The 17935-nt window shown below is 72.2% G+C and carries 14 protein-coding genes and 1 tRNA gene; 4 read left to right on the top strand and 11 right to left on the bottom strand.

Annotated elements, in window-relative coordinates:
* Positions 1 to 50: 50 nt before the first annotated feature.
* Together U5C87_RS09940 and glmU are read right to left on the bottom strand one after the other, a co-directional pair.
* Positions 51 to 1031: a ribose-phosphate diphosphokinase gene (locus U5C87_RS09940; RefSeq protein ID WP_330476413.1), complete on the bottom strand. Its 981-nt coding sequence runs from the start codon at positions 1029 to 1031 to the stop codon at positions 51 to 53.
* Positions 1028 to 2533 carry a bifunctional UDP-N-acetylglucosamine diphosphorylase/glucosamine-1-phosphate N-acetyltransferase GlmU gene (gene glmU / locus U5C87_RS09935; RefSeq protein ID WP_330476412.1) on the bottom strand — a complete coding sequence of 502 codons (1506 nt, stop codon included), beginning with the start codon at positions 2531 to 2533 and terminating at the stop codon, positions 1028 to 1030. The genes U5C87_RS09940 and glmU overlap by 4 nt, the downstream gene beginning before the upstream one ends.
* Before the next feature lie 244 nt (positions 2534 to 2777).
* On the opposite strand from glmU, the gene U5C87_RS09930 reads away from it, so the two are divergent.
* Positions 2778 to 2856, top strand: a tRNA-Gln gene (locus U5C87_RS09930).
* Positions 2857 to 2931: 75 nt separating this feature from the next.
* Positions 2932 to 3537, top strand: coding sequence for a TetR/AcrR family transcriptional regulator (locus U5C87_RS09925; protein WP_330476679.1), 606 nt, complete (start codon positions 2932 to 2934; stop codon positions 3535 to 3537).
* Positions 3538 to 3777: 240 nt separating this feature from the next.
* Here the strand turns inward: U5C87_RS09925 and U5C87_RS09920 are convergent, their stop codons facing one another.
* Positions 3778 to 5649, bottom strand: a complete 1872-nt coding sequence (locus tag U5C87_RS09920; RefSeq protein ID WP_330476411.1) for a sigma-70 family RNA polymerase sigma factor — start codon at positions 5647 to 5649, stop codon at positions 3778 to 3780.
* Positions 5650 to 6166: 517 nt separating this feature from the next.
* On the opposite strand from U5C87_RS09920, the gene U5C87_RS09915 reads away from it, so the two are divergent.
* Entirely contained in the window at positions 6167 to 7648 is a 1482-nt protein-coding gene (locus U5C87_RS09915) for a cryptochrome/photolyase family protein (protein WP_330476410.1), read from the top strand.
* 25 nt (positions 7649 to 7673) lie between these two features.
* On the opposite strand, the gene U5C87_RS09910 is transcribed toward U5C87_RS09915, so the two are convergent.
* The gene (locus U5C87_RS09910; protein ID WP_330476409.1) at positions 7674 to 8564 is read right to left on the bottom strand and encodes a methyltransferase domain-containing protein; all 891 of its coding nucleotides are present in this window, start codon (positions 8562 to 8564) and stop codon (positions 7674 to 7676) included.
* A gap of 55 nt (positions 8565 to 8619) precedes the next feature.
* Between U5C87_RS09910 and U5C87_RS09905 the strand changes: the two genes are divergently transcribed.
* The gene (locus tag U5C87_RS09905) at positions 8620 to 9183 is read left to right on the top strand and encodes a MarR family winged helix-turn-helix transcriptional regulator (RefSeq protein WP_330476408.1); all 564 of its coding nucleotides are present in this window, start codon (positions 8620 to 8622) and stop codon (positions 9181 to 9183) included.
* 13 nt (positions 9184 to 9196) lie between these two features.
* Here the strand turns inward: U5C87_RS09905 and U5C87_RS09900 are convergent, their stop codons facing one another.
* The 7 genes from U5C87_RS09900 to metG form a co-directional block, all read right to left on the bottom strand.
* Positions 9197 to 9559 (bottom strand): VOC family protein, encoded by a 363-nt coding sequence (locus tag U5C87_RS09900; RefSeq protein ID WP_330476407.1) that lies wholly within the window; start codon positions 9557 to 9559, stop codon positions 9197 to 9199.
* A gap of 61 nt (positions 9560 to 9620) precedes the next feature.
* Positions 9621 to 11504 carry an ABC-F family ATP-binding cassette domain-containing protein gene (locus tag U5C87_RS09895; protein ID WP_330476406.1) on the bottom strand — a complete coding sequence of 628 codons (1884 nt, stop codon included), beginning with the start codon at positions 11502 to 11504 and terminating at the stop codon, positions 9621 to 9623.
* A gap of 126 nt (positions 11505 to 11630) precedes the next feature.
* Positions 11631 to 12575, bottom strand: coding sequence for a 4-(cytidine 5'-diphospho)-2-C-methyl-D-erythritol kinase (locus tag U5C87_RS09890; RefSeq protein ID WP_330476405.1), 945 nt, complete (start codon positions 12573 to 12575; stop codon positions 11631 to 11633).
* 30 nt (positions 12576 to 12605) lie between these two features.
* Positions 12606 to 13532 carry a 16S rRNA (adenine(1518)-N(6)/adenine(1519)-N(6))-dimethyltransferase RsmA gene (rsmA, locus tag U5C87_RS09885; RefSeq protein WP_330476404.1) on the bottom strand — a complete coding sequence of 309 codons (927 nt, stop codon included), beginning with the start codon at positions 13530 to 13532 and terminating at the stop codon, positions 12606 to 12608.
* A gap of 284 nt (positions 13533 to 13816) precedes the next feature.
* Positions 13817 to 14953, bottom strand: coding sequence for a transglycosylase family protein (locus tag U5C87_RS09880; protein ID WP_330476403.1), 1137 nt, complete (start codon positions 14951 to 14953; stop codon positions 13817 to 13819).
* A gap of 185 nt (positions 14954 to 15138) precedes the next feature.
* Entirely contained in the window at positions 15139 to 16020 is an 882-nt protein-coding gene (locus U5C87_RS09875) for a TatD family hydrolase (RefSeq protein WP_330476402.1), read from the bottom strand.
* Positions 16017 to 17915 (bottom strand): methionine--tRNA ligase, encoded by a 1899-nt coding sequence (metG, locus tag U5C87_RS09870; RefSeq protein WP_330476401.1) that lies wholly within the window; start codon positions 17913 to 17915, stop codon positions 16017 to 16019. The genes U5C87_RS09875 and metG overlap by 4 nt, the downstream gene beginning before the upstream one ends.
* Positions 17916 to 17935: the final 20 nt, after the last annotated feature.

Here is a 17935-nt window from a genome sequence, read left to right as displayed (position 1 = left end):
CGTCAGGAAGGTTCCTGACGGCATACGCCCTCGTTCGTGTGGTGGGCCGTTCAGGCCTTGCCGTCGAAGAGGCTCGTGACCGAGCCGTCCTCGAAGACCTCGCGGATCGCCATCGAGACGAGCGGCGCGATCGAGAGGACCTCGAGCTTGTCGAAGCGGCGGTCGTCGGGGATCGGGAGGGTGTTGGTCACGATGACCTCCTCGACCTTGCAGGCCTTGAGGCGGTCGACGGCCGGGCCCGAGAGGATCGCGTGCGTGGCGGCGATGATGACCCCCGCGGCGCCCTGGTCCATGAGGGCGTCGGCGGCCTTGGTGATGGTGCCCGCCGTGTCGATCATGTCGTCGACGAGGACGCAGACGCGTCCCTTGATCTCACCGACGACGCGGTTGGCGACGACCTCGTTGGGCCGGTTGATGTCGCGCGTCTTGTGGATGAAGGCCAGCGGGGCGCCGCCGAGGCGCGAGCTCCAGTCCTCGGCGACCTTGATGCGACCGGCGTCCGGCGAGACGACGGCGAGGTCGAGGTGGCCGTACTTCCGGCCGACGTAGTCGGCGAGGATCGGCATCGCCATGAGGTGGTCGACCGGACCGTCGAAGAAGCCCTGGATCTGCGCGGTGTGCAGGTCGATCGCCATGAGGCGGTCGGCGCCGGCCGTCTTGAACAGGTCGGCCATGAGGCGGGCCGAGATCGGCTCGCGGCCGCGGTGCTTCTTGTCCTGCCGGGCGTAGCCGTAGAACGGAAGCACGACGGTGATGCGCTTGGCCGACGCACGCTTGAGGGCGTCGATCATGATGAGCTGCTCCATGATCCACTCGTTGATCGGAGCGGTGTGGCTCTGGATGACGAAGGCGTCCGAGCCGCGCACCGACTCCTCGTAGCGCACGTAGATCTCGCCGTTGGCGAAGTCGTAGGCCGAGGTCGGCACGAGATCGGTGCCGAGCGCCTTCGCGACCTCCTGGGCGAGCTGCGGGTGCGCCCGGCCGGAGAAGACCATGAGGTGCTTCTCGGTCGTCTTGTTGATGCCGCTCATCGTCGGGCGTCCTTCGTCTCGGTGGTCGGCTGGCCCTGTGTGGTCTCGGTGTTCTCGCTCGACGTGGCCGCCTGCGCGGCCTGCGCCGTCCGTGCTGCGTCGTCGGTCTTCGTGCCGGCGCGGCGGCGGGCGACCCAGCCGTCGACGTTGCGTTGCTGGGCGCGGGTCACGGCGAGCTGGCCCGGGCCGACGTCGCTGACGACGGCTGAGCCCGCTGCGACGTAGGCGCCGTCGGCGATGGTGCGCGGGGCGACGATGACCGAGTTGCTCCCGACGAAGCTGTGCGCACCGACGTTGGTGTGTCCCTTGGTGACGCCGTCGTAGTTGGCGAAGATCGTGCCGGCGCCGATGTTGGCGCCCTCGCCGATCGTCGCGTCGCCGCAGTAGGTCAGGTGCGGCACCTTGGCGCCTGCGCCGATGTCGGCGTTCTTCGTCTCGACGAATCCGCCGATCTTGCCCTTGGCGCCGAGACGGGTGCCGGGGCGCAGGTAGGAGAAGGGGCCGACGCTGGCTCCGGGGCCGATCTCGGCCAGCTCGGCCTGGGTGCGCACGACGCTCGCGCCGTCGCCGACCTCGACATCGGTCAGGGTCGTGTCGGGTCCGATGACGCAGTCGCGGCCGATGGTGCTGGCACCGAGGATCTGCGTGCCGGGACGCACGACCGTGTCCGGACCGATCGTCACGTCGGCGTCGAGCCACGTCGTGGCCGGGTCGATGACGATGGCACCGTCGCGCATGGCCTGCTCGACGGTGCGGCGGTTGAGCTCGGCCCCGAGCCGGGCCAGCTGCACCTTGTCGTTGACGCCCTCGGTCTGCCACAGGTCGGCGACGAGGTGGGCGCGGACGGCGAGTCCTCGACCGCGCGCGATCGCGACGACGTCGGTGAGGTACTTCTCGCCCTGGGCGTTGTCGGTGCCCACCTCGGCGAGGGCCTCGCGCAGGACGGCCGCGTCGAACGCGTACAACCCGCTGTTGACCTCACGGATCGCGCGCTGCTGCTCGTCGGCGTCCTTCTGCTCGACGATGCCCACGACGGAGCCCTCCGCGTCACGGATGACCCGGCCGTAGCCCGTCGGGTCCTCGAGCGTCGCGGTGATGACGGTGACGGCGTTGCGGGCCGCGTGGTGCGCGGCGACGAGCCCCTCGAGCGTCTCGCTCGTCAGCAGCGGCACGTCGCCGTAGGTCACGACGACGGTGCCGTCGAGGCCTGCGGGGAGGGCGTCGAGCGCGCACTCGACGGCGCGGCCGGTGCCCTTGACGTCGTCCTGGTCGGCGACGACCGCCTCGGGGTCGACCTGTCGCACGTGCTCGGCGACGCGGTCGCGCTCGTGGCGCACGACGACGGCGAGGTGCTGCGGGCTCGTGCCCCGGGCCGCCCGGATCGCGTGGGCCACGAGACTGCGGCCCCCGATCGTGTGGAGGACCTTGGGGGTCGTGGACTTCATGCGTGTGCCCTCACCGGCGGCGAGGACGATCACGGCGGTCGGCCGTAGATCGCTCACAGGGCGCAGCTCCTTTTTGGATCGGGGTGCACTCGGGTGCGTACGACCCCGGCCCACGAGGGCGCCGGGGTGCGCCTCGGCCATGCTACTCGTGGGGAGGGATGGCGCCGCCCCGGCCACGGGCGCGCCGTGACCCCACTCACATCCGTCCTCGTCACCCGTGGTGTCACCGACTGCGTATGCCGTGGGGCGGGGACCACCCGGCCCTGCACTAACCTGTGGTCGTCCCGGCCCGCCGGGACGTTCCCCGGTTGGTCTGTCGGCAGGGCCCGCCTGACTTTGAATCAGGACAAGCGACGCAGGTTCGACTCCTGCCCGGGGAGCAGGACCGCCCGCGCATGCACCAGACTGTGCGAGTGACTGCCGACCGAGCCGACCGCTCACGCCCGCGCGCCCGGATGACGGGTCCCGAGCGGCGCGAGCAGCTCATCGCCGTCGGTCGCAAGCTCTTCGCCGACAAGGGTTTCGAGGCCACCACGGTCGAGGAGGTGGCCTCGAAGGCCAACGTCTCCAAGCCCGTCGTCTACGAGCACTTCGGTGGCAAGGAGGGCCTCTACGCCGTCGTCGTCGACCGCGAAATCCAGGCCCTCATGGGCGGCATCAGCGCGGCCCTCGAGGAGCCGGAGGGCGCACGGGTCCTGCTCGAGCGGGCCACGCTCGCGCTGCTCGACTACATCGAGAGCGACCCGTCCGGCTTCCGCATCCTCGTGCGGGACTCACCGCCGGGGCAGTCGACGGGGTCGTTCGCCAGCGTCCTCGGTGACGTCGCCGTCCAGGTGGAGCACCTGCTCGCGGCGGAGTTCAAGCAGCGCGGCCTCGACCCGAAGTCGGCGCCGATCCACGCGCAGATGCTCGTCGGGATGGTGGCCCTGACCGGGCAGTGGTGGCTCGACCGCCGCAAGTTCAAGAAGGACCAGGTGGCCGCGCACCTGGTCAACCTGGCCTGGAACGGCCTGTCGGGCCTCGACCGCACGCCGCGGCTCGTCACGATCCCCCACCGCTGACCTGTCGATCGAGTGAGCACCCCGCCCCACGGCATCCGACGTCGAGTGAGCGCGCGGCCTCACCAGCCCCAGCGCTCCCGTGACGGCTGGGACGCAGCGCTCACTCGACCGAAGCGTGCCCCCGTCGAGTGAGCGCCCTGCCCCACGGCATACATCGAGTGAGCGCGCGGTCACACGCGTCACAGTGCTCAGGTGACGGCTGGGACGCAGCGCTCACTCGACGGGGCGGGTGGGGCGGCGTCAGGTGGGGCGGAGGGTCTCGGTCCAGGTGTTGCCGGCGGCGTCGGTGATGCGCACGACGATCGGCTCGACACCGCCCGTGACCGACTGCTCGAGCAGCGCCTGACCGCGACCCCCGGTGCAGCGCACCGAGGCCGGCGACGCCTGCGCGCACGACCAGCTCGAGTTGCGGACGGTCAGGGCCCCGGAGCCGGACACGTTGCTGATGCGCATCGTCAGGACACCTGTCGTCTGCGTGCGCACGCGCACCGAGATGCGCGACGGGTCGCCGGCGGCCACGAGCCGCACCGTGACGCTGGGTGCAGCGGGACCGGGCTGCGGCGGCGGGGTCGTCGGCGGCACGGTCGTCGGCGGCGGCGGCACGGTCGGCGGCGGTGCGGGCGGCAGGGTCGGCGGCGGTGCGGGCGGCAGGGTCGGGACGGATCGCGTCGTCGGCGGTCCCGGCTCGGGCGTGCTCGCCGGGGCCGGAGGCACCGTCGGACGGGTCGAGGTGGACGATGGAGTCGCGCCGCTCCCGGCCGCTCCGGCCTGGCCGGCGGACGAGGTGTCCGGCTGCTTCGCCCCGGCGGAGGGGTCGGTCACCAGCTCCGGCGACGGCGTGCCGGTCAGGCCGACGGCCGACGGGATCGCGGAGGCGCTCACGGTCTCGAGGGCGCCGCTCGGCTGACCGGTCGAGCCCGGTGCCGTGCCCGGGAGACCCGCGGTGACGCCGCCGGGGCCCGACGTCACCGACGGTGCGGGCACGGTGGTCGTCGCCGCCGGGACCGGCGCCGCGGACGGACGTGCGAGCGACGGGGCCGGAAGGGCGAGCGCCCCCGCCACCCCGGCCGTGACGGCGAGCCCCGCGACCAGGGCCGTCACCTGGCTCGCGACCTCGGCGACCGAGCCCGCACCCGACGCACCCGACGGCGCGCTCGAGCCGGCCGAGCCGGTGACTGGACCCGGAGTGCCGACAGCTCCACCGGCGACAGGTCCGCTGCCGGTCGCGGAGGCCGAGCCGGCGACGCCGGCCGCCCCCGCCCCACCGGAGAGACCCAGCAGGGCAGCGACACCGACGAAGCCCGGCGTGCCGAGACCTGCCGCGAGCACGAGCGGCACGAGCAGCGCCGGGAACCCGTCGTGGACCAGCCGCAGGTCGTCGGCGATGGCCGCCGCGTGCGGGCAGCCGGCGACGTGCGCCTCGGCCCGCTCGGTCTGCCGCTTGGGCAGTCGCCCGCGCACGAGGGCCCCGAGGTGCTCCACCGTCCAGCGGCACTCCTCGCTGTCCGCGTCCGCGAGCCCACGCTGCGCGCAGGCGTCGAGGTAGAGGGCCCGGAGCGACTCGCGTGCTCGCATCGCGCGGGCACTGACGGCGTTGGCCGTCATGCCCATCGCCGGCGCGACCGTGCGCGGTGCCGCGCCCTCGACGGTGGTGTGCCACAACACGCGCTGGTCGCGCTCCGAGAGCCCGGCGAAGGCCTCACGGACGAGGGCTAGCCCCTCGTCGTCGGCGGCGAGCACCGCGAGCGGGTCCTCGTGCGGCTCGGCCAGCTCCTCGAGGTCCTCGGGCTCGGCGGGCACGACCCGCAGGTCGCGACGGCCCTGGTCGATGGCGACGGTGCGCACGGCCGAGAGGAAGTAGGCGCGGAAGTGCTCGTCAGGTCCCCGGCCGTCGCGGATGAGCGCCAGCACCCGGGCTGCGGCCTCGGCGACGATGTCCTCGGGAGCCGAGCGGCCCCGGTGACGCCCGGCGACGGCATACGCAGCAGGCAGGTGACGACGCCACAGCTCGCCGAACGCCTCGGCGGAACCCTCCCGCGTGCGCAGGAGGAGGTATGCGTCAGGGGCCGAGGCCCATGCCTCGCTCGACCACAAGGTCGCGTCTGCCGACAACGCTTCGCCCTTCCACTGGCCCCGGTGCGGGCCAGTCTGCCAAGCGGCGGGGCAGGCGTCGAGTCGGAACGAGGACGTGTCCACGATCGGGACGAAGCGGACGGAGTCCGGGCCCGTCGGTGGCGGACGTGGCAGCAGCGGCAGGCGCGTCCCCCCGACGGGGTGGGCAGGTTTCGTCCTTCCGAATGATCCCCTCCACGAAACCACGCGGAAGGACGAAACCTGACGGCACCACCGAAGAGGCCCGTAGGGGTCACTCCCTCCCCTGACCAAGCGGGAGACCCCTGCGATGCCGTCATCTGTATGACGTGCCAGGACCCATTTCATGACACGGTTTTCGGAAATGGGCCGAAATGCCGGAAATTGACGGAGTTTTTTTCCTGACAGCGTCCGGCTGACGTCAACCAGACCCGCGTCTTACCGCCCGGTGACCCGCGCCTGACCCGGCTTGCCCGGACCTGACGGGGTCTGCCCGGACCTGGCGGGGTCTGTCGCCGGCGTCGGCCATGATGAGCCGATGACGAGACGCTGGCTGTTCGCCGACCAGCTCGGGCCGCACTTCGACGTCGGCCGGGGCGGGGTGCTGCTCGTGGAGAGTCGCGGGGCGCTGGCCCGCCGACCGTTCCACCGGCAGAAGCTGCACCTCGTCCTCTCCGCCCTGCGCCACCGCGCGGCCGAGCTGGGCGACGCGGCCGTCCTGCTGCGCACCGACACCTACACCGAGGCGCTGCGCGAGCTGGGCGAGCCCGTGCGGGTGCACGAGCCGACGTCGTATGCCGCCGAGCGCCTCGTGCGCCGGCTGCTCGCGTCCGGGATGGTGGAGTCCGTGGACCCGACTCCGGGCTACAGCCTGCCCCGGGCCGACTTCGCCCGGTGGGTCGGCAGCCGACGCCAGGTGCGGATGGAGGACTTCTACCGCTTCCAGCGCCAGCGCCTCGACCTGCTCGTCGAGGGCGACCGTCCGGTCGGTGGCCGGTGGTCCTTCGACGAGGACAACCGCGAGCCCCCGCCCAAGGGAGTGGAGCGCCTCGACGTGCCGCCGCCCTACCAGCCGCGCGAGGACGAGATCGACGCCGAGGTGCGCGACGACCTCGACCGGTGGACGCGTGAGGGGCTGGTCTCCCCCGTCGGGGCCGACGGTCCGCGCGTCTTCGCCGTCACCCGCCGCGAGGCGCTGGCGGCGCTCGAGCGTTTCGTGACGCACCGGCTCGGAGCGTTCGGGCCGCACGAGGACGCGATGCTCCGCGGCGACTGGGCCATGGCCCACAGCCTGCTCTCGGTGCCGCTCAACCTCGGGCTGCTCGACCCCGTCGAGGTCGTCGACCGGGCCGCGCAGGCCTACCGGGACGGCGACGCACCCTTGGCGTCGGTCGAGGGCTTCGTGCGCCAGGTCATCGGGTGGCGCGAGTACGTCTGGCACCTCTACTGGCACTTCGGCCCCACCTACCGGCGCCGCAACGCCCTGCAGGCGCGGTCCCCGCTGCCGGGGTGGTTCGACCGGCTCGACGCCGACGAGGTCGACGCCGCGTGCCTGCACGACGCGCTGGCCGGGGTGCGCGACCGGGGCTGGGTGCACCACATCCCGCGGCTCATGGTGCTCGGCAACTGGGCCGCCCAGCGCGGCTACGACCCCGACGCCCTCACGGAGTGGTTCCAGACCCGCTTCGTCGACGGCTACGACTGGGTCATGCCGGCGAACGTCGTCGGGATGAGCCAGCACGCGGACGGCGGCGCGATGGCGACCAAGCCCTACGTCTCCGGCGGCGCCTACATCAACCGGATGAGCGACTACTGCGGCGGCTGCCGCTACGACCCGAAGAAGCGCGTCGGCGAAGACGCCTGTCCCTTCACCGCGGGCTACTGGGCCTACCTCGACCGCAACGCCGACCGGCTCGAGGGCAACCACCGGATGACCCGCCCGCTCCAGCAGCGCCACCGCCTCGCCGACCTCGCCGAGGTCGTCGCCCAGGAGCGGCAGCGCGGCGACGAGGCCCCGTGAGTGCCAGCGCGTCTTTCAGCCTCCGTCAGCGCGGTGTCCTCGCGACGGCGAAGGTGCGGGTGAAGGGGAAGAGCACGCCGAAGGACCTGCAGGGGTATGCCGTGTCGAGCTCGCGCTCGTAGTCGGCGACGAACGCCGCGCGCTCGTCCTCGTCGAGCACGCCGAGCACCGGGCGCAGACCGGTCCCCCGCACCCACTCGAGCACCGGGTGCGGCCGGCCCTCGGGCGCGGCGAGCACGTGCTGGTAGGTCGTCTGCCACACGTCGACGTCGGGCGTGAGGTCGAGCAGGAGCGCGGCATACGTCTCCGGGCGGGCGACGGCGCGGGCACGGTCGAGGCCCGGCTGCAGGTCCGCCGCGCGCGCGTGCCGGGCCGCGACCTCACGCATCAGCCGGTGGGAGGCGGCGTCGAAGTTCGAGGGCACCTGCATGGCGAAGGTGCCGCCGGGCGCGAGGCTCTCGACCCAGGTCGGGATGAGTCGCAGGTGTCCGGGCACCCACTGGAGCGTGGCGTTCGTGACGAGGACGTCGATCGAGGCGCCGCACTCGGTGGGGTCCCAGTCCTCGGCGCTCGCCTCGACCCACTCGACGCGGCCGTCGGTGTCGAGCTCGCGCGCCCTGGCGAGCATCTCGGGCGAGCTGTCGACGCCGATGACCCGCGCGCCCGGCCAGCGCCGGGCCAGACCGAGGGTCAGCTCGCCCGGCCCGCAGCCGAGGTCGACGACGAGGGCCGGCAAGGTGGCGTCGACGCGGGCGAGCAGGTCGGCGAAGGGACGGCCGCGGTGTCCGGAGAACACGGCATACTGCCGCGGGTCCCAGGCCGCGTCGGTGTCGCGGGCTCCGGCTCCCGGGGTCGCGGCGGGAGCGGTGGAGGCAGCAGCCTCCTCGGCGGCGGGCAGGTCGGGCGTGGGTGTCATGTCGTCCTTGGTTTCTTTTGATGTCAAGAGTCTTGACGGCGACTACAGTTGGATCATGAGCGCCGACCGCAGGCCCGCCGACGACGTCGACGAGATCGTCGCGGCCTGGCGCCGGGAGCGCCCCGACCTCGACGTGTCACCGCTCGAGGTGCTCTCGCGGGTGTCCCGGCTGGCGCGCCGGCTGGACCTCGCGCGCGGCTCGGCCTTCTCCGAGCACCTGCTCGACGGCTGGGCCTTCGACGTGCTCTCGGCGCTGCGGCGGGCGGGCGAGCCGTACGAGCTCTCCCCCGGCCAGCTCGTGCAGCAGACGCTGGTCACCTCGGGCACCATGACCAACCGCGTCGACCGGCTCGAGCGCAGCGGCTTCGTCGAGCGGCGTCCCGACCCGGGCGACCGGCGCGGGGTGCTCGTGCGGCTCACGCCGGCCGGGCGCGACGTCGTGGACTCCGCGATGGCCGACCTCATCGAACAGGAGAAGTCGCTGCTCTCCCAGCTGTCGGCCGCCGACCGCACCCAGCTGGCCGGCCTGCTGCGCCGCATGCTCGCCCCCCTGGAGACGCGCGAGACCCGAGAGACCCGAGAGACCCGAGAGACCCGGCGGGGCGACGCCCACGGCTGACCGGCCCTCCCGATCACCGCTGTGCCTGCTGGAACTCGAGCCGGTTGCCCACGGGGTCGGCGGTGTGGAAGCGGCGCAGGCCCGGGATGTTGTCGTCCCACGTCACGGGTGAGCCAGCGGCCTCGACGACGCGGGCCAGCGCCTCGACGTCATCGACGGCGATGCCGGGGTGGGCCTTGCGGGCGGGGACGAAGCCCTCCTCGATGCCGACGTGGACCTCGGCCGCTCCGGCACGGAACCACGCCCCGCCGCGGGCCCGGAGCCGCTCGGGCTTGGGCACCTCGACCATGCCGAGGACACCGACGTAGAAGGCGCGCATGGCGTCCTCGCAGCCGGCAGGGCCGGACACCTGGACGTGGTGCAGGTACATCTCCATGCCCCGAAAGTATCTTGATATCAAGATACTTTCAAGACCTCCCCGCCCTCGGGGACCGAGGTCAGCCGACGATCTCCGCGGCCTCGAGCCACTCGAGCTCGAGCTCCTCGCGCTCGGTGACGACGGCCTGCAGCTTCGCGTTGAGGTCCGCGAGCGCCCCGGGGTCGGTGGCCTTCTCGGCCATGTCGCCGTGGAGGCGCTCCTCACGGTCCTGCAGGCGCGAGAGCTGCTTCTCGATCCGGGCCATGACCTTGCGCGCCTCGCGCACCTCGGCCGGGCTCGCCGTCGTCGCCGCACCTGCGGGTGTGTCCTCTGCCGGGCGCGCCGTGCCCGACGACGCGGCAACCTGACCGGGTGCCGAGGCGCCCGAGGAGCCCCGGGTGGCGGCCTGGCCCGCGATGTCCGCGGCCCGGAGCCGGAGGTACTCTTCCACGCCGCCGGGCAGCTCGCGCACCTTGCCGTCACCGAGCAGCGCGAGCTGCTTGTCGGCGACCCGCTCGAGCAGGTAGCGGTCGTGGGAGACCACGACGAGCGTGCCGGCCCAGCCGTCGAGGACGTCCTCGAGCGAGGTGAGGGTCTCGATGTCGAGGTCGTTGGTCGGCTCGTCGAGGATGAGGACGTTGGGCTCGGTGAGCAGCAGGCGGGTCAGCTGAAGCCGGCGGCGCTCGCCACCGCTGAGGTCCCCGACGCGCGACTGCTGGCGACCGCCCGGGAAGCCGAGGCGCGTGGCGAGCTGGCTCGCGCTGATCTCCTTGTCGCCGAGCATCGTCCACTGCTTGACGTCCTCGATGGCCTCGATGACGCGCCACTGCTCGAAGCGCTCGAGCTCGCGGACCTCCTGGGTCAGGTGGGCGATGGCGACGGTCTTGCCGATCTTGCGGCGGCCTCCGTCGAGCGGGATCTCACCCGTGAGGGCGCGGAGCAGCGTGGACTTGCCGGCGCCGTTGACGCCGACGATGCCGATGCGCTCGCCCGGGGCGAGGCGCCACGTCACATGGTCGAGCAGCACCCGCTCGTGGGGCGCCGTCCCGACCGACACGGTGACGTCCTCGAGGTCGAGGACGTCCTTGCCGAGGCGCCGGCTCGCGAACGAGGCGAGCTCGACGCTGTTGCGCGGGGCCGGCTCGTCGGCGATGAGGGCGTTGGCGGCGTCGATGCGGAACTTCGGCTTGCTCGTGCGGGCGGGCGCGCCGCGGCGCAGCCAGGCGAGCTCCTTGCGCATGAGGTTGGAGCGCCGGTCGGCGACGACCCCGGCGAGACGGTCGCGCTCGGCCTTCGCGAGGACGTAGGCGGCATACCCTCCCTCGAAGGCACTGACCTTGCCGCTCTCGACCTCCCACGTCATCGTCGCGTAGGCGTCGAGGAACCAGCGGTCGTGGGTGATCGCGACGGTCGCGTTGCCGGGGCGCGGTCGCTTCGTCGCCAGGTGGTCGGCGAGCCAGGCGACGCCCTCGACGTCGAGGTGGTTGGTCGGCTCGTCGAGCAGGAGCAGCTCGGGGTCCGAGACGAGCAGGCGGGCGAGCGCGAGCCGGCGGCGCTCGCCACCGGACTTCGGGCCGACGCGGCTGTCGAGGCCGCCGACATTCTCGGCGCCGACGCCGCCGAGCAGCCCGGTGAGGACGTCGCGGATGCGCGGGTCGCCGGCCCAGACGTGCTCGGGCAGGTCGCCGAGCACGGCCTCGCGGATCGTCCACTCGGGGTCGAGCGCGTCCTCCTGGCTCAGCATGCCGATGCGGATGCCGTCGGCGCCGCCCTGCTTGGTGATGCGGCCGGAGTCGGGCTCCTGCAGGCCCGCCATGACGCGCAGCAGGGTCGACTTGCCGCCGCCGTTGACGCCGACGACGCCGATGCGGTCACCGGTGAGGACACCGAGGCTGACGTCGTCGAGGACGTGGGAGGTGCCGAAGACGAGCGAGACGCGCTCGAGGGAGATCAGGTTTGCCATCGGTGTCTGACCCTATGCGCTCCGGTCGTCGAGTGAGCACTCCGTCCCACCAGTCACGCGCAGAGGCGACCTTCGCCGCGCACCGTGTGGGACGGAGTGCTCACTCGACGTTGTGGGACGAAGTGCTCACTCGACGTGGCGCGGGGAGGTGACGACGTGGGCGCCGTGGACCGGGCCCCTGGCCCGGCGCAGGTCGCGGCACAGGTCGGAGGCCGCGAGCGACACCGACAGGTCGAGGCTGGCCTCGTGGCTCTCGGTGAGGAACGCGACCGTCGGCCCCGACCCGGACACGATGCCGCCGAGCGCCCCGAGCTCGACGCCGGCGTCGCGCAGCTCCTGCAGCTGGGGCCGCAGCGAGAAGGCGGCCGGCTCGAGGTCGTTGTGCAGCGCGGCGCCAAGAGCCGCCGGGTCGCCCGACCGCAGGGCCGCCATCAGCTCGGGGCTGACGTGGGGCTCGGGCACGTCGATGCCGTCACGTTCGCGCAGGCGGTCGCACTCGGCATACACCTCCGGGGTGGACAGGCCGGTGTCGCTGATCGCGAAGACCCAGTGGAAGGTGCCGCGCGCGAGCACGGGCGCGAGCTGCTCGCCGCGCCCCGAGCCCATCGCGTTGCCGCCGGAGAGGATGAAGGGGACGTCGCTGCCCAGGGTGGCAGCCAGCTCGGCGAGCTCCTCGCGGTCGAGGCCCAGCCCCCAGAGCTGGTCGCACGCGACGAGCGCCGCCGCGGCGTCGGCCGAGCCGCCCGCCATGCCGCCGGCGACCGGGATGTCCTTGTCGATGCGGATCGAGAGGCGCTCGTCGACGGACCACCGGTCGGCCACGAGACGCGCCGCCCGGACGGCGAGGTTGTCGCCGTCGGTCGGGATGCGGTCGGCGTAGGCGCCGGCCGCGACGACCTGCCAGTCGTCCCAGCGGGCAACCGAGACCTCGTCGTGGAGCGAGACCGCCTGGTAGACGGTCGCGAGCGCGTGGAAGCCGTCAGGCCTGCGCGGGCCGACGCGCAGCTCGAGGTTGACCTTGGCCGGGACCCGCACGGTCACCGCGCCGGGCAGGGTCGGAGCGACAGTCATGCGCCCACCCTAGGGGCCGATCGCTCGGCGTCAGGACGTATGGCCTCGACGGCGCACTCGCGGCTGCGCTGTCCCGGCTCCCTCGGGGCGCGCCTCGGCGATCCGGGCGAAGGTCGTGATGTCGAGCTGCTCGCCCCGGGTGCGCGGGTCGACGCCCGCAGCGACGAGAGCCTGCTCGGCGGCGTCCGGCGAGCCGGCCCACGAGGCGAGGGCGCCGCGCAGGGCCTTGCGTCGCTGGAGGAACGCCGCGTCGATGCAGCGGAAGACGTCCTCGCGGCTCGCGGTGGTCTCCGGGGGCTTGCGCCGGCGGAAGGAGACGAGCCCCGAGTCGACGTTCGGCGCCGGCCAGAAGACGTTGCGCCCGACCCGCCCGGCGAGCTCGACGTCGGCGTACCACGCGGCCTTGAGGCTCGGGACGCCGTAGATCTTGCTGCCGGGCTTGGCCGCGAGCCGCTCGGCGACCTCGAGCTGCACCATGACGAGGACGCGCTCGATCGTCGGGAAGTGCTGGAGGAAGGAGAGCACGACCGGCACCGAGATGTTGTACGGCAGGTTGGCGACGAGGGCCGTCGGGTCGGGTCCCGGGAGCTTCGTCACCGTCAGGGCGTCGGCCGCGACGAGGCGCAGCTTGTCGGCGTTCTCGGGCTGGAGCGAGCGGACGGTCTCCTCGAGGGCCCCGGCGAGCCGCGGGTCCACCTCGACCGCGGTGACGTGCTTGACGACCGGCAGCAGCGCGAGGGTGAGCGAGCCGAGCCCGGGCCCGACCTCGACGACGACGTCGTGGGGCCCGACGCCCGCGACGCGCACGATCTTGCGCACCGTGTTGGCGTCGACGACGAAGTTCTGGCCCCACTGCTTGGTCGGTCGCACCTCGAGGCGCTCGGCGAGCTCGCGCACCTGGGCCGCCCCGAGGAGCGCGGCGTCGTCGACGTGCGGCGCAGCGTCCTTCTTCGTCATGCGCCCACCCTATGGCGCCCCGACCGAGGGCGTATGCCGCCCGGCCGGCTCGCGCGCCCACCGCTCCGACCCCCACTCGAGTGGCCCCGTCGTCCCACACCCGCGGGTGTGGGACGACGGGTCCACTCGAGCTGGTGGACGAGGTTCGTCGTGGGACGACGGGGCCACTCGACGAAGGTGGGGCACGGCACACCTGGAGATGCAGACGGCGAGAGGCCCCCGACCGTGCGGTCGGGGGCCTCTGCGCGCGTGCCTGCGCCGTGCTGAGGTCAGATCAGCTCAGGTCAGGCCTTGCACTGCCACTGCGAGATGCCGTTGTCGGCGTAGACGCGGTTGGCGACGGTGATCTGCTGCTCGCGCGAGGCGAGGTCGGCGCGCGACGCGAAGTCGCCACCGCCGTAGGCGAGCCACGTGGAGGTCAGGAACTGCAGACCGCCGTAGTAGCCGTTGCCGGTGTTGATGTGCCAGTTGCCGGTCGACTCGCACTGGGCGATCGAGTCCCACATGGCGGCACGGGCGAGGTTGAGCCCCGCACCGGACGTCGTGCGCGTGGACGTCGTGGTCGACGAGCTCTTGGCAGCCGCGGGACGGGCCTTGGTGCCGACGAGCAGGACCCGGTTGACGGGGGCCTTGGTGACCGTGGAGGAGACCTCCTTGGTGGAGACGACCTTGCCGTCGACGACCGTGGTGCGGACCGTCACGGTGCGCTGGCCGGCGACGCCGGCTCGCGCGACCTTGGTCTGGTCGCTGTAGAGGTCGGCGGTCTTCTGCTTGGTCGTGCCGAAGGCGATCGCCTTGGTGACGTTCTTGTCCTTGGTCTGCACGCGCTGGACGGCGACCTTGAGGCCGGACGTCAGCGGCGTCGTGACGGGCGGGTTGACCTTGTCGGCCTTGCCGACGCGCACGCCGAGCTGGGTCAGCGCCTCGCCGACCGTGGCGGCGGCGATGGTCTTCGTGGTCGTCTTGCCGTCGACCACGACCGTGACGGCCTTGGGGGTGACGACGGTCAGGGCGAGGCCCTGGCGACCGATGGTCTGCGAACGCGAGACGGACAGGCGGGCACCCTCGCCGCGGAGACCGAGCGCGAGCAGCGCCCCGTCGACCGTGGTCTCGGTGGTGCGCAGCTGACGGGTCTTGCCGTCGACGGTGAGCGTCAGCAGCCGGGCGTACTTGACGGTGACCGTCTGGCCGTCGCTGATGGGGGCGTCCGCGGCGGGCACGACGACGTCGCCCGGCTTCACGGAGATCCCCTGGCTGTCGAGGACGTCAGCGACAGTGCTGCCGAAGACGTGTGCGGTGCTCGCGGTGCCGTCGACGGAGAGGTTGACGGCCTTGTCGAGCTGGGCCGCGCCGACGGCGCCACCGGTGAGGACGACGGCCGCGCCAGTGGCGGCCAGGATCTTGGCGTTGCGAGAAATCAAAACACTCCGAACGTCGATCTATCCGGGTGCAACGCGCTCTCGATCCATCCTCCTCACGTCGTCGGGAGGAGGTCGATGCGGGGCAGCAACCGGCCAACAGTCGTCCACAGTGACCGATCGACGGCGACAAGGTCAAATTTCGGTAACGGCAACGCGTCCCGCTGGACGCGACGATCTGGCGTGCGCTAGGCGGTTTGCCCGGTTCGGTCGGCGCCCCACGGACCGTACACGCGCTCGCTGTTCTCGGACACCGCGCGGCACAGCGTGGGCACGTCTAGGTTGAGCACGGCGGCCATGGCGCGGACGGTCACCGGCACGAGGAACGAGGCGTTCGTGGCCCCCCGGTGCGGCGCGGGAGCGAGGTAGGGCGCGTCGGTCTCGACGAGGATCCGGTCGAGCGGGATCGCCGTCAGGGCGTCGCGCAGGTCGCGTGCGTTCTTGAACGTCACGGTCCCCGCGAAGCTGAGGTAGTAGCCGCGCTCGACGCACTCCCGGGCCATCGCGAGGTCGCCCGAGAAGCAGTGCAGCACCGTGTGCTCGGGCGCCCCCTCCTCCTTCAGGATCCGCAGCACGTCGGCGTGGGCGTCGCGGTCGTGGATCTGGAGGGCCTTGCCCAGCCTCTTGGCGAGGTCGATGTGCCAACGGAAGCCGTCCTGCTGGACGGGGACGCCCTCGGGCCCGGTGCGGAAGTAGTCGAGGCCGGTCTCGCCGATGACGCGGATGCGGTCGTGGGCCGCGCACCGCTCGACCTCGGCATAGGCCTCCTCGAGCTGACCTGCAGCCGCGAGGCGCGGAACCTCGTTGGGGTGCAAGGCGATTCCGCCGACGAGCTCGTGGTGCGCGTCGATGGCATCCATGGTGAAGCGGATGCCGTCGAGGTCGCAGCCGACCTGGACGAGGCGCGTCACCCCGACCGACCGGGCGGCCTTGATGGCGTCGGCGACGTCGAACGGCTCGTCCCCCTCCCGCGTGATGTCGAGGTGGACGTGGTTGTCGACGACGTCGATGGGCAGCGGGTCCGGCAGGGTCTCCGGCAGTCCCCGCTGCCCCGACGCGTGCGAGCTCATGCGGTCGGCGCCTCGTCGGTGCCCTTGGCCTGCTTCGGCGCTGCCATGTTGGGCGCGGCGAGCGGGTCGGTGTGGTGGCGCGTGCCGCCTGGTGCGGCGTCGCCGAGGCGGGCCCGCTCGTCCTCGATGACCTGCTCGGGGTCGAGCTTGACGAAGACACCGGTCGGCTTGGCGATGGGCGTCCCGACGACGACCGGACGCGACTCCCAGCGCGGCGTCGAGGAGTACTCGCCGGTGATGACGGGGTAGCTGCGGGTGTCGTCGTCGAGGTCGCCCACGACCTCCAGCCGCGGCATCGGCATGAACTCGCCGTCGCCCCCGAGGACTGCGTGGACGCGGTTGGCGGCGTGGGGCAGGAACGGTGAGATGAGCGTATTGATATCTGAGACGGCTTGGGCCAGCGTGTACAGCACGGTGGAGAGCCGCTCGCGCTGGTCGTCGCCCTTGAGCTTGAACGGCTCGGTCTTCGACACGTACGCGTTGGCCTCGCCGACGACGCGCATGACCTCCCCGAGGGCGGCCTTCTGCCGGTGCCGCTCGAGGGAGGCGCCGACGGTCGCGAAGGCACCCCGCACGGTCGCGAGCAGCTCCTCGTCGACGGGCTCGACGGCATACGGCTGCGGGATCTCGCCGAAGCTCTTGGCGATCATCGCGGCCGTGCGGTTGACGAGGTTGCCCCAGCCCGCGACGAGCTCGCTGTTGTTGCGCTGGACGAACTCGGCCCAGGAGAAGTCGGCGTCCTGGTTCTCGGGGCCGGCCGCGCAGATGAAGTAGCGGATCGGGTCGGGGCCGTAGCGCGCGACGATGTCCTGGACGTAGATGACGTGCTTGCGCGACGTCGAGAACTGCTTGCCCTCGAGCGTCATGAACTCGCTCGCCACGACCTCGGTCGGCAGGTTGAGCGTGCCGTACTCGCCCGGCTCGCCGCCCTTGTCGCCGCGACCGGCGTAGGCGAGCAGCTCGGCGGGCCAGATCTGGCTGTGGAAGGTGATGTTGTCCTTGCCCTGGAAGTAGTAGGACACCGCCGACGGGTCGTTCCACCACTCGCGCCAGCGCTCGGGCTCGCCGATGCGGCGGGCCCACTCGATCGAGGCGGACAGGTAGCCGATGACGGCGTCGAACCACACGTAGAGGCGCTTGGTGGGGTTGTCCTCCCAGCCCTCGAGCGGGATCGGGATGCCCCAGTCGATGTCGCGCGACATCGCGCGCGGGCGGACGTCCTTGAGCAGGTTCTTGGAGAACTTGATGACGTTGGGCCGCCAGGTGCCCGACGCCTCGCGGCCGTCGAGCCACTCCCCCAGCGCGCCGGCGAGCGCCGGCAGGTCGAGGAAGAAGTGCTGGGTCTCGATGAACTCCGGCGTCTCGCCGTTGATCTTGCTGCGCGGGTTGATCAGCTCGTCGGCGTCGAGCTGGTTGCCGCAGTTGTCGCACTGGTCGCCGCGCGCCTCGGGGAAAGAGCAGATGGGACACGTGCCCTCGATGTAGCGGTCGGGCAGCGTGCGGCCCGTCGACGGGCTGATGGCGCCACGGGTCGTCTGCTCGACCATGTAGCCGTTGGCGTGGACCTGGCGGAACATCTCCTGGACGACGGCGTAGTGGTTGCGCGTCGTCGTGCGGGTGAAGAGGTCGTAGGACAGTCCGAGGTCGGTGAGGTCCTGGGCGATGACGGCGTTGTACTTGTCGACGAGCTCCTGCGGGCTCAGGCCCTCCTCCTCGGCGAGGACGAGGATCGGCGTGCCGTGCTCGTCGGTGCCCGAGACCATGAGGACGTCGTGCCCCGCCATCCGCATGTACCTGCTGAACACGTCGGAGGGCACACCGAAACCGGCCACGTGGCCGATGTGGCGCGGGCCGTTGGTGTACGGCCAGGCGACGGCAGACAGGACATTGCTCATGCCGTGAATCCTAGGCGGGC

This window comes from Terrabacter sp. C0L_2, assembly GCF_036352015.1.
Lineage (GTDB): Bacteria > Actinomycetota > Actinomycetes > Actinomycetales > Dermatophilaceae > Terrabacter > Terrabacter tumescens.
Note: the sequence above shows the minus strand (reverse complement) of the source record. Positions and strands in the feature narration are given on the sequence as shown.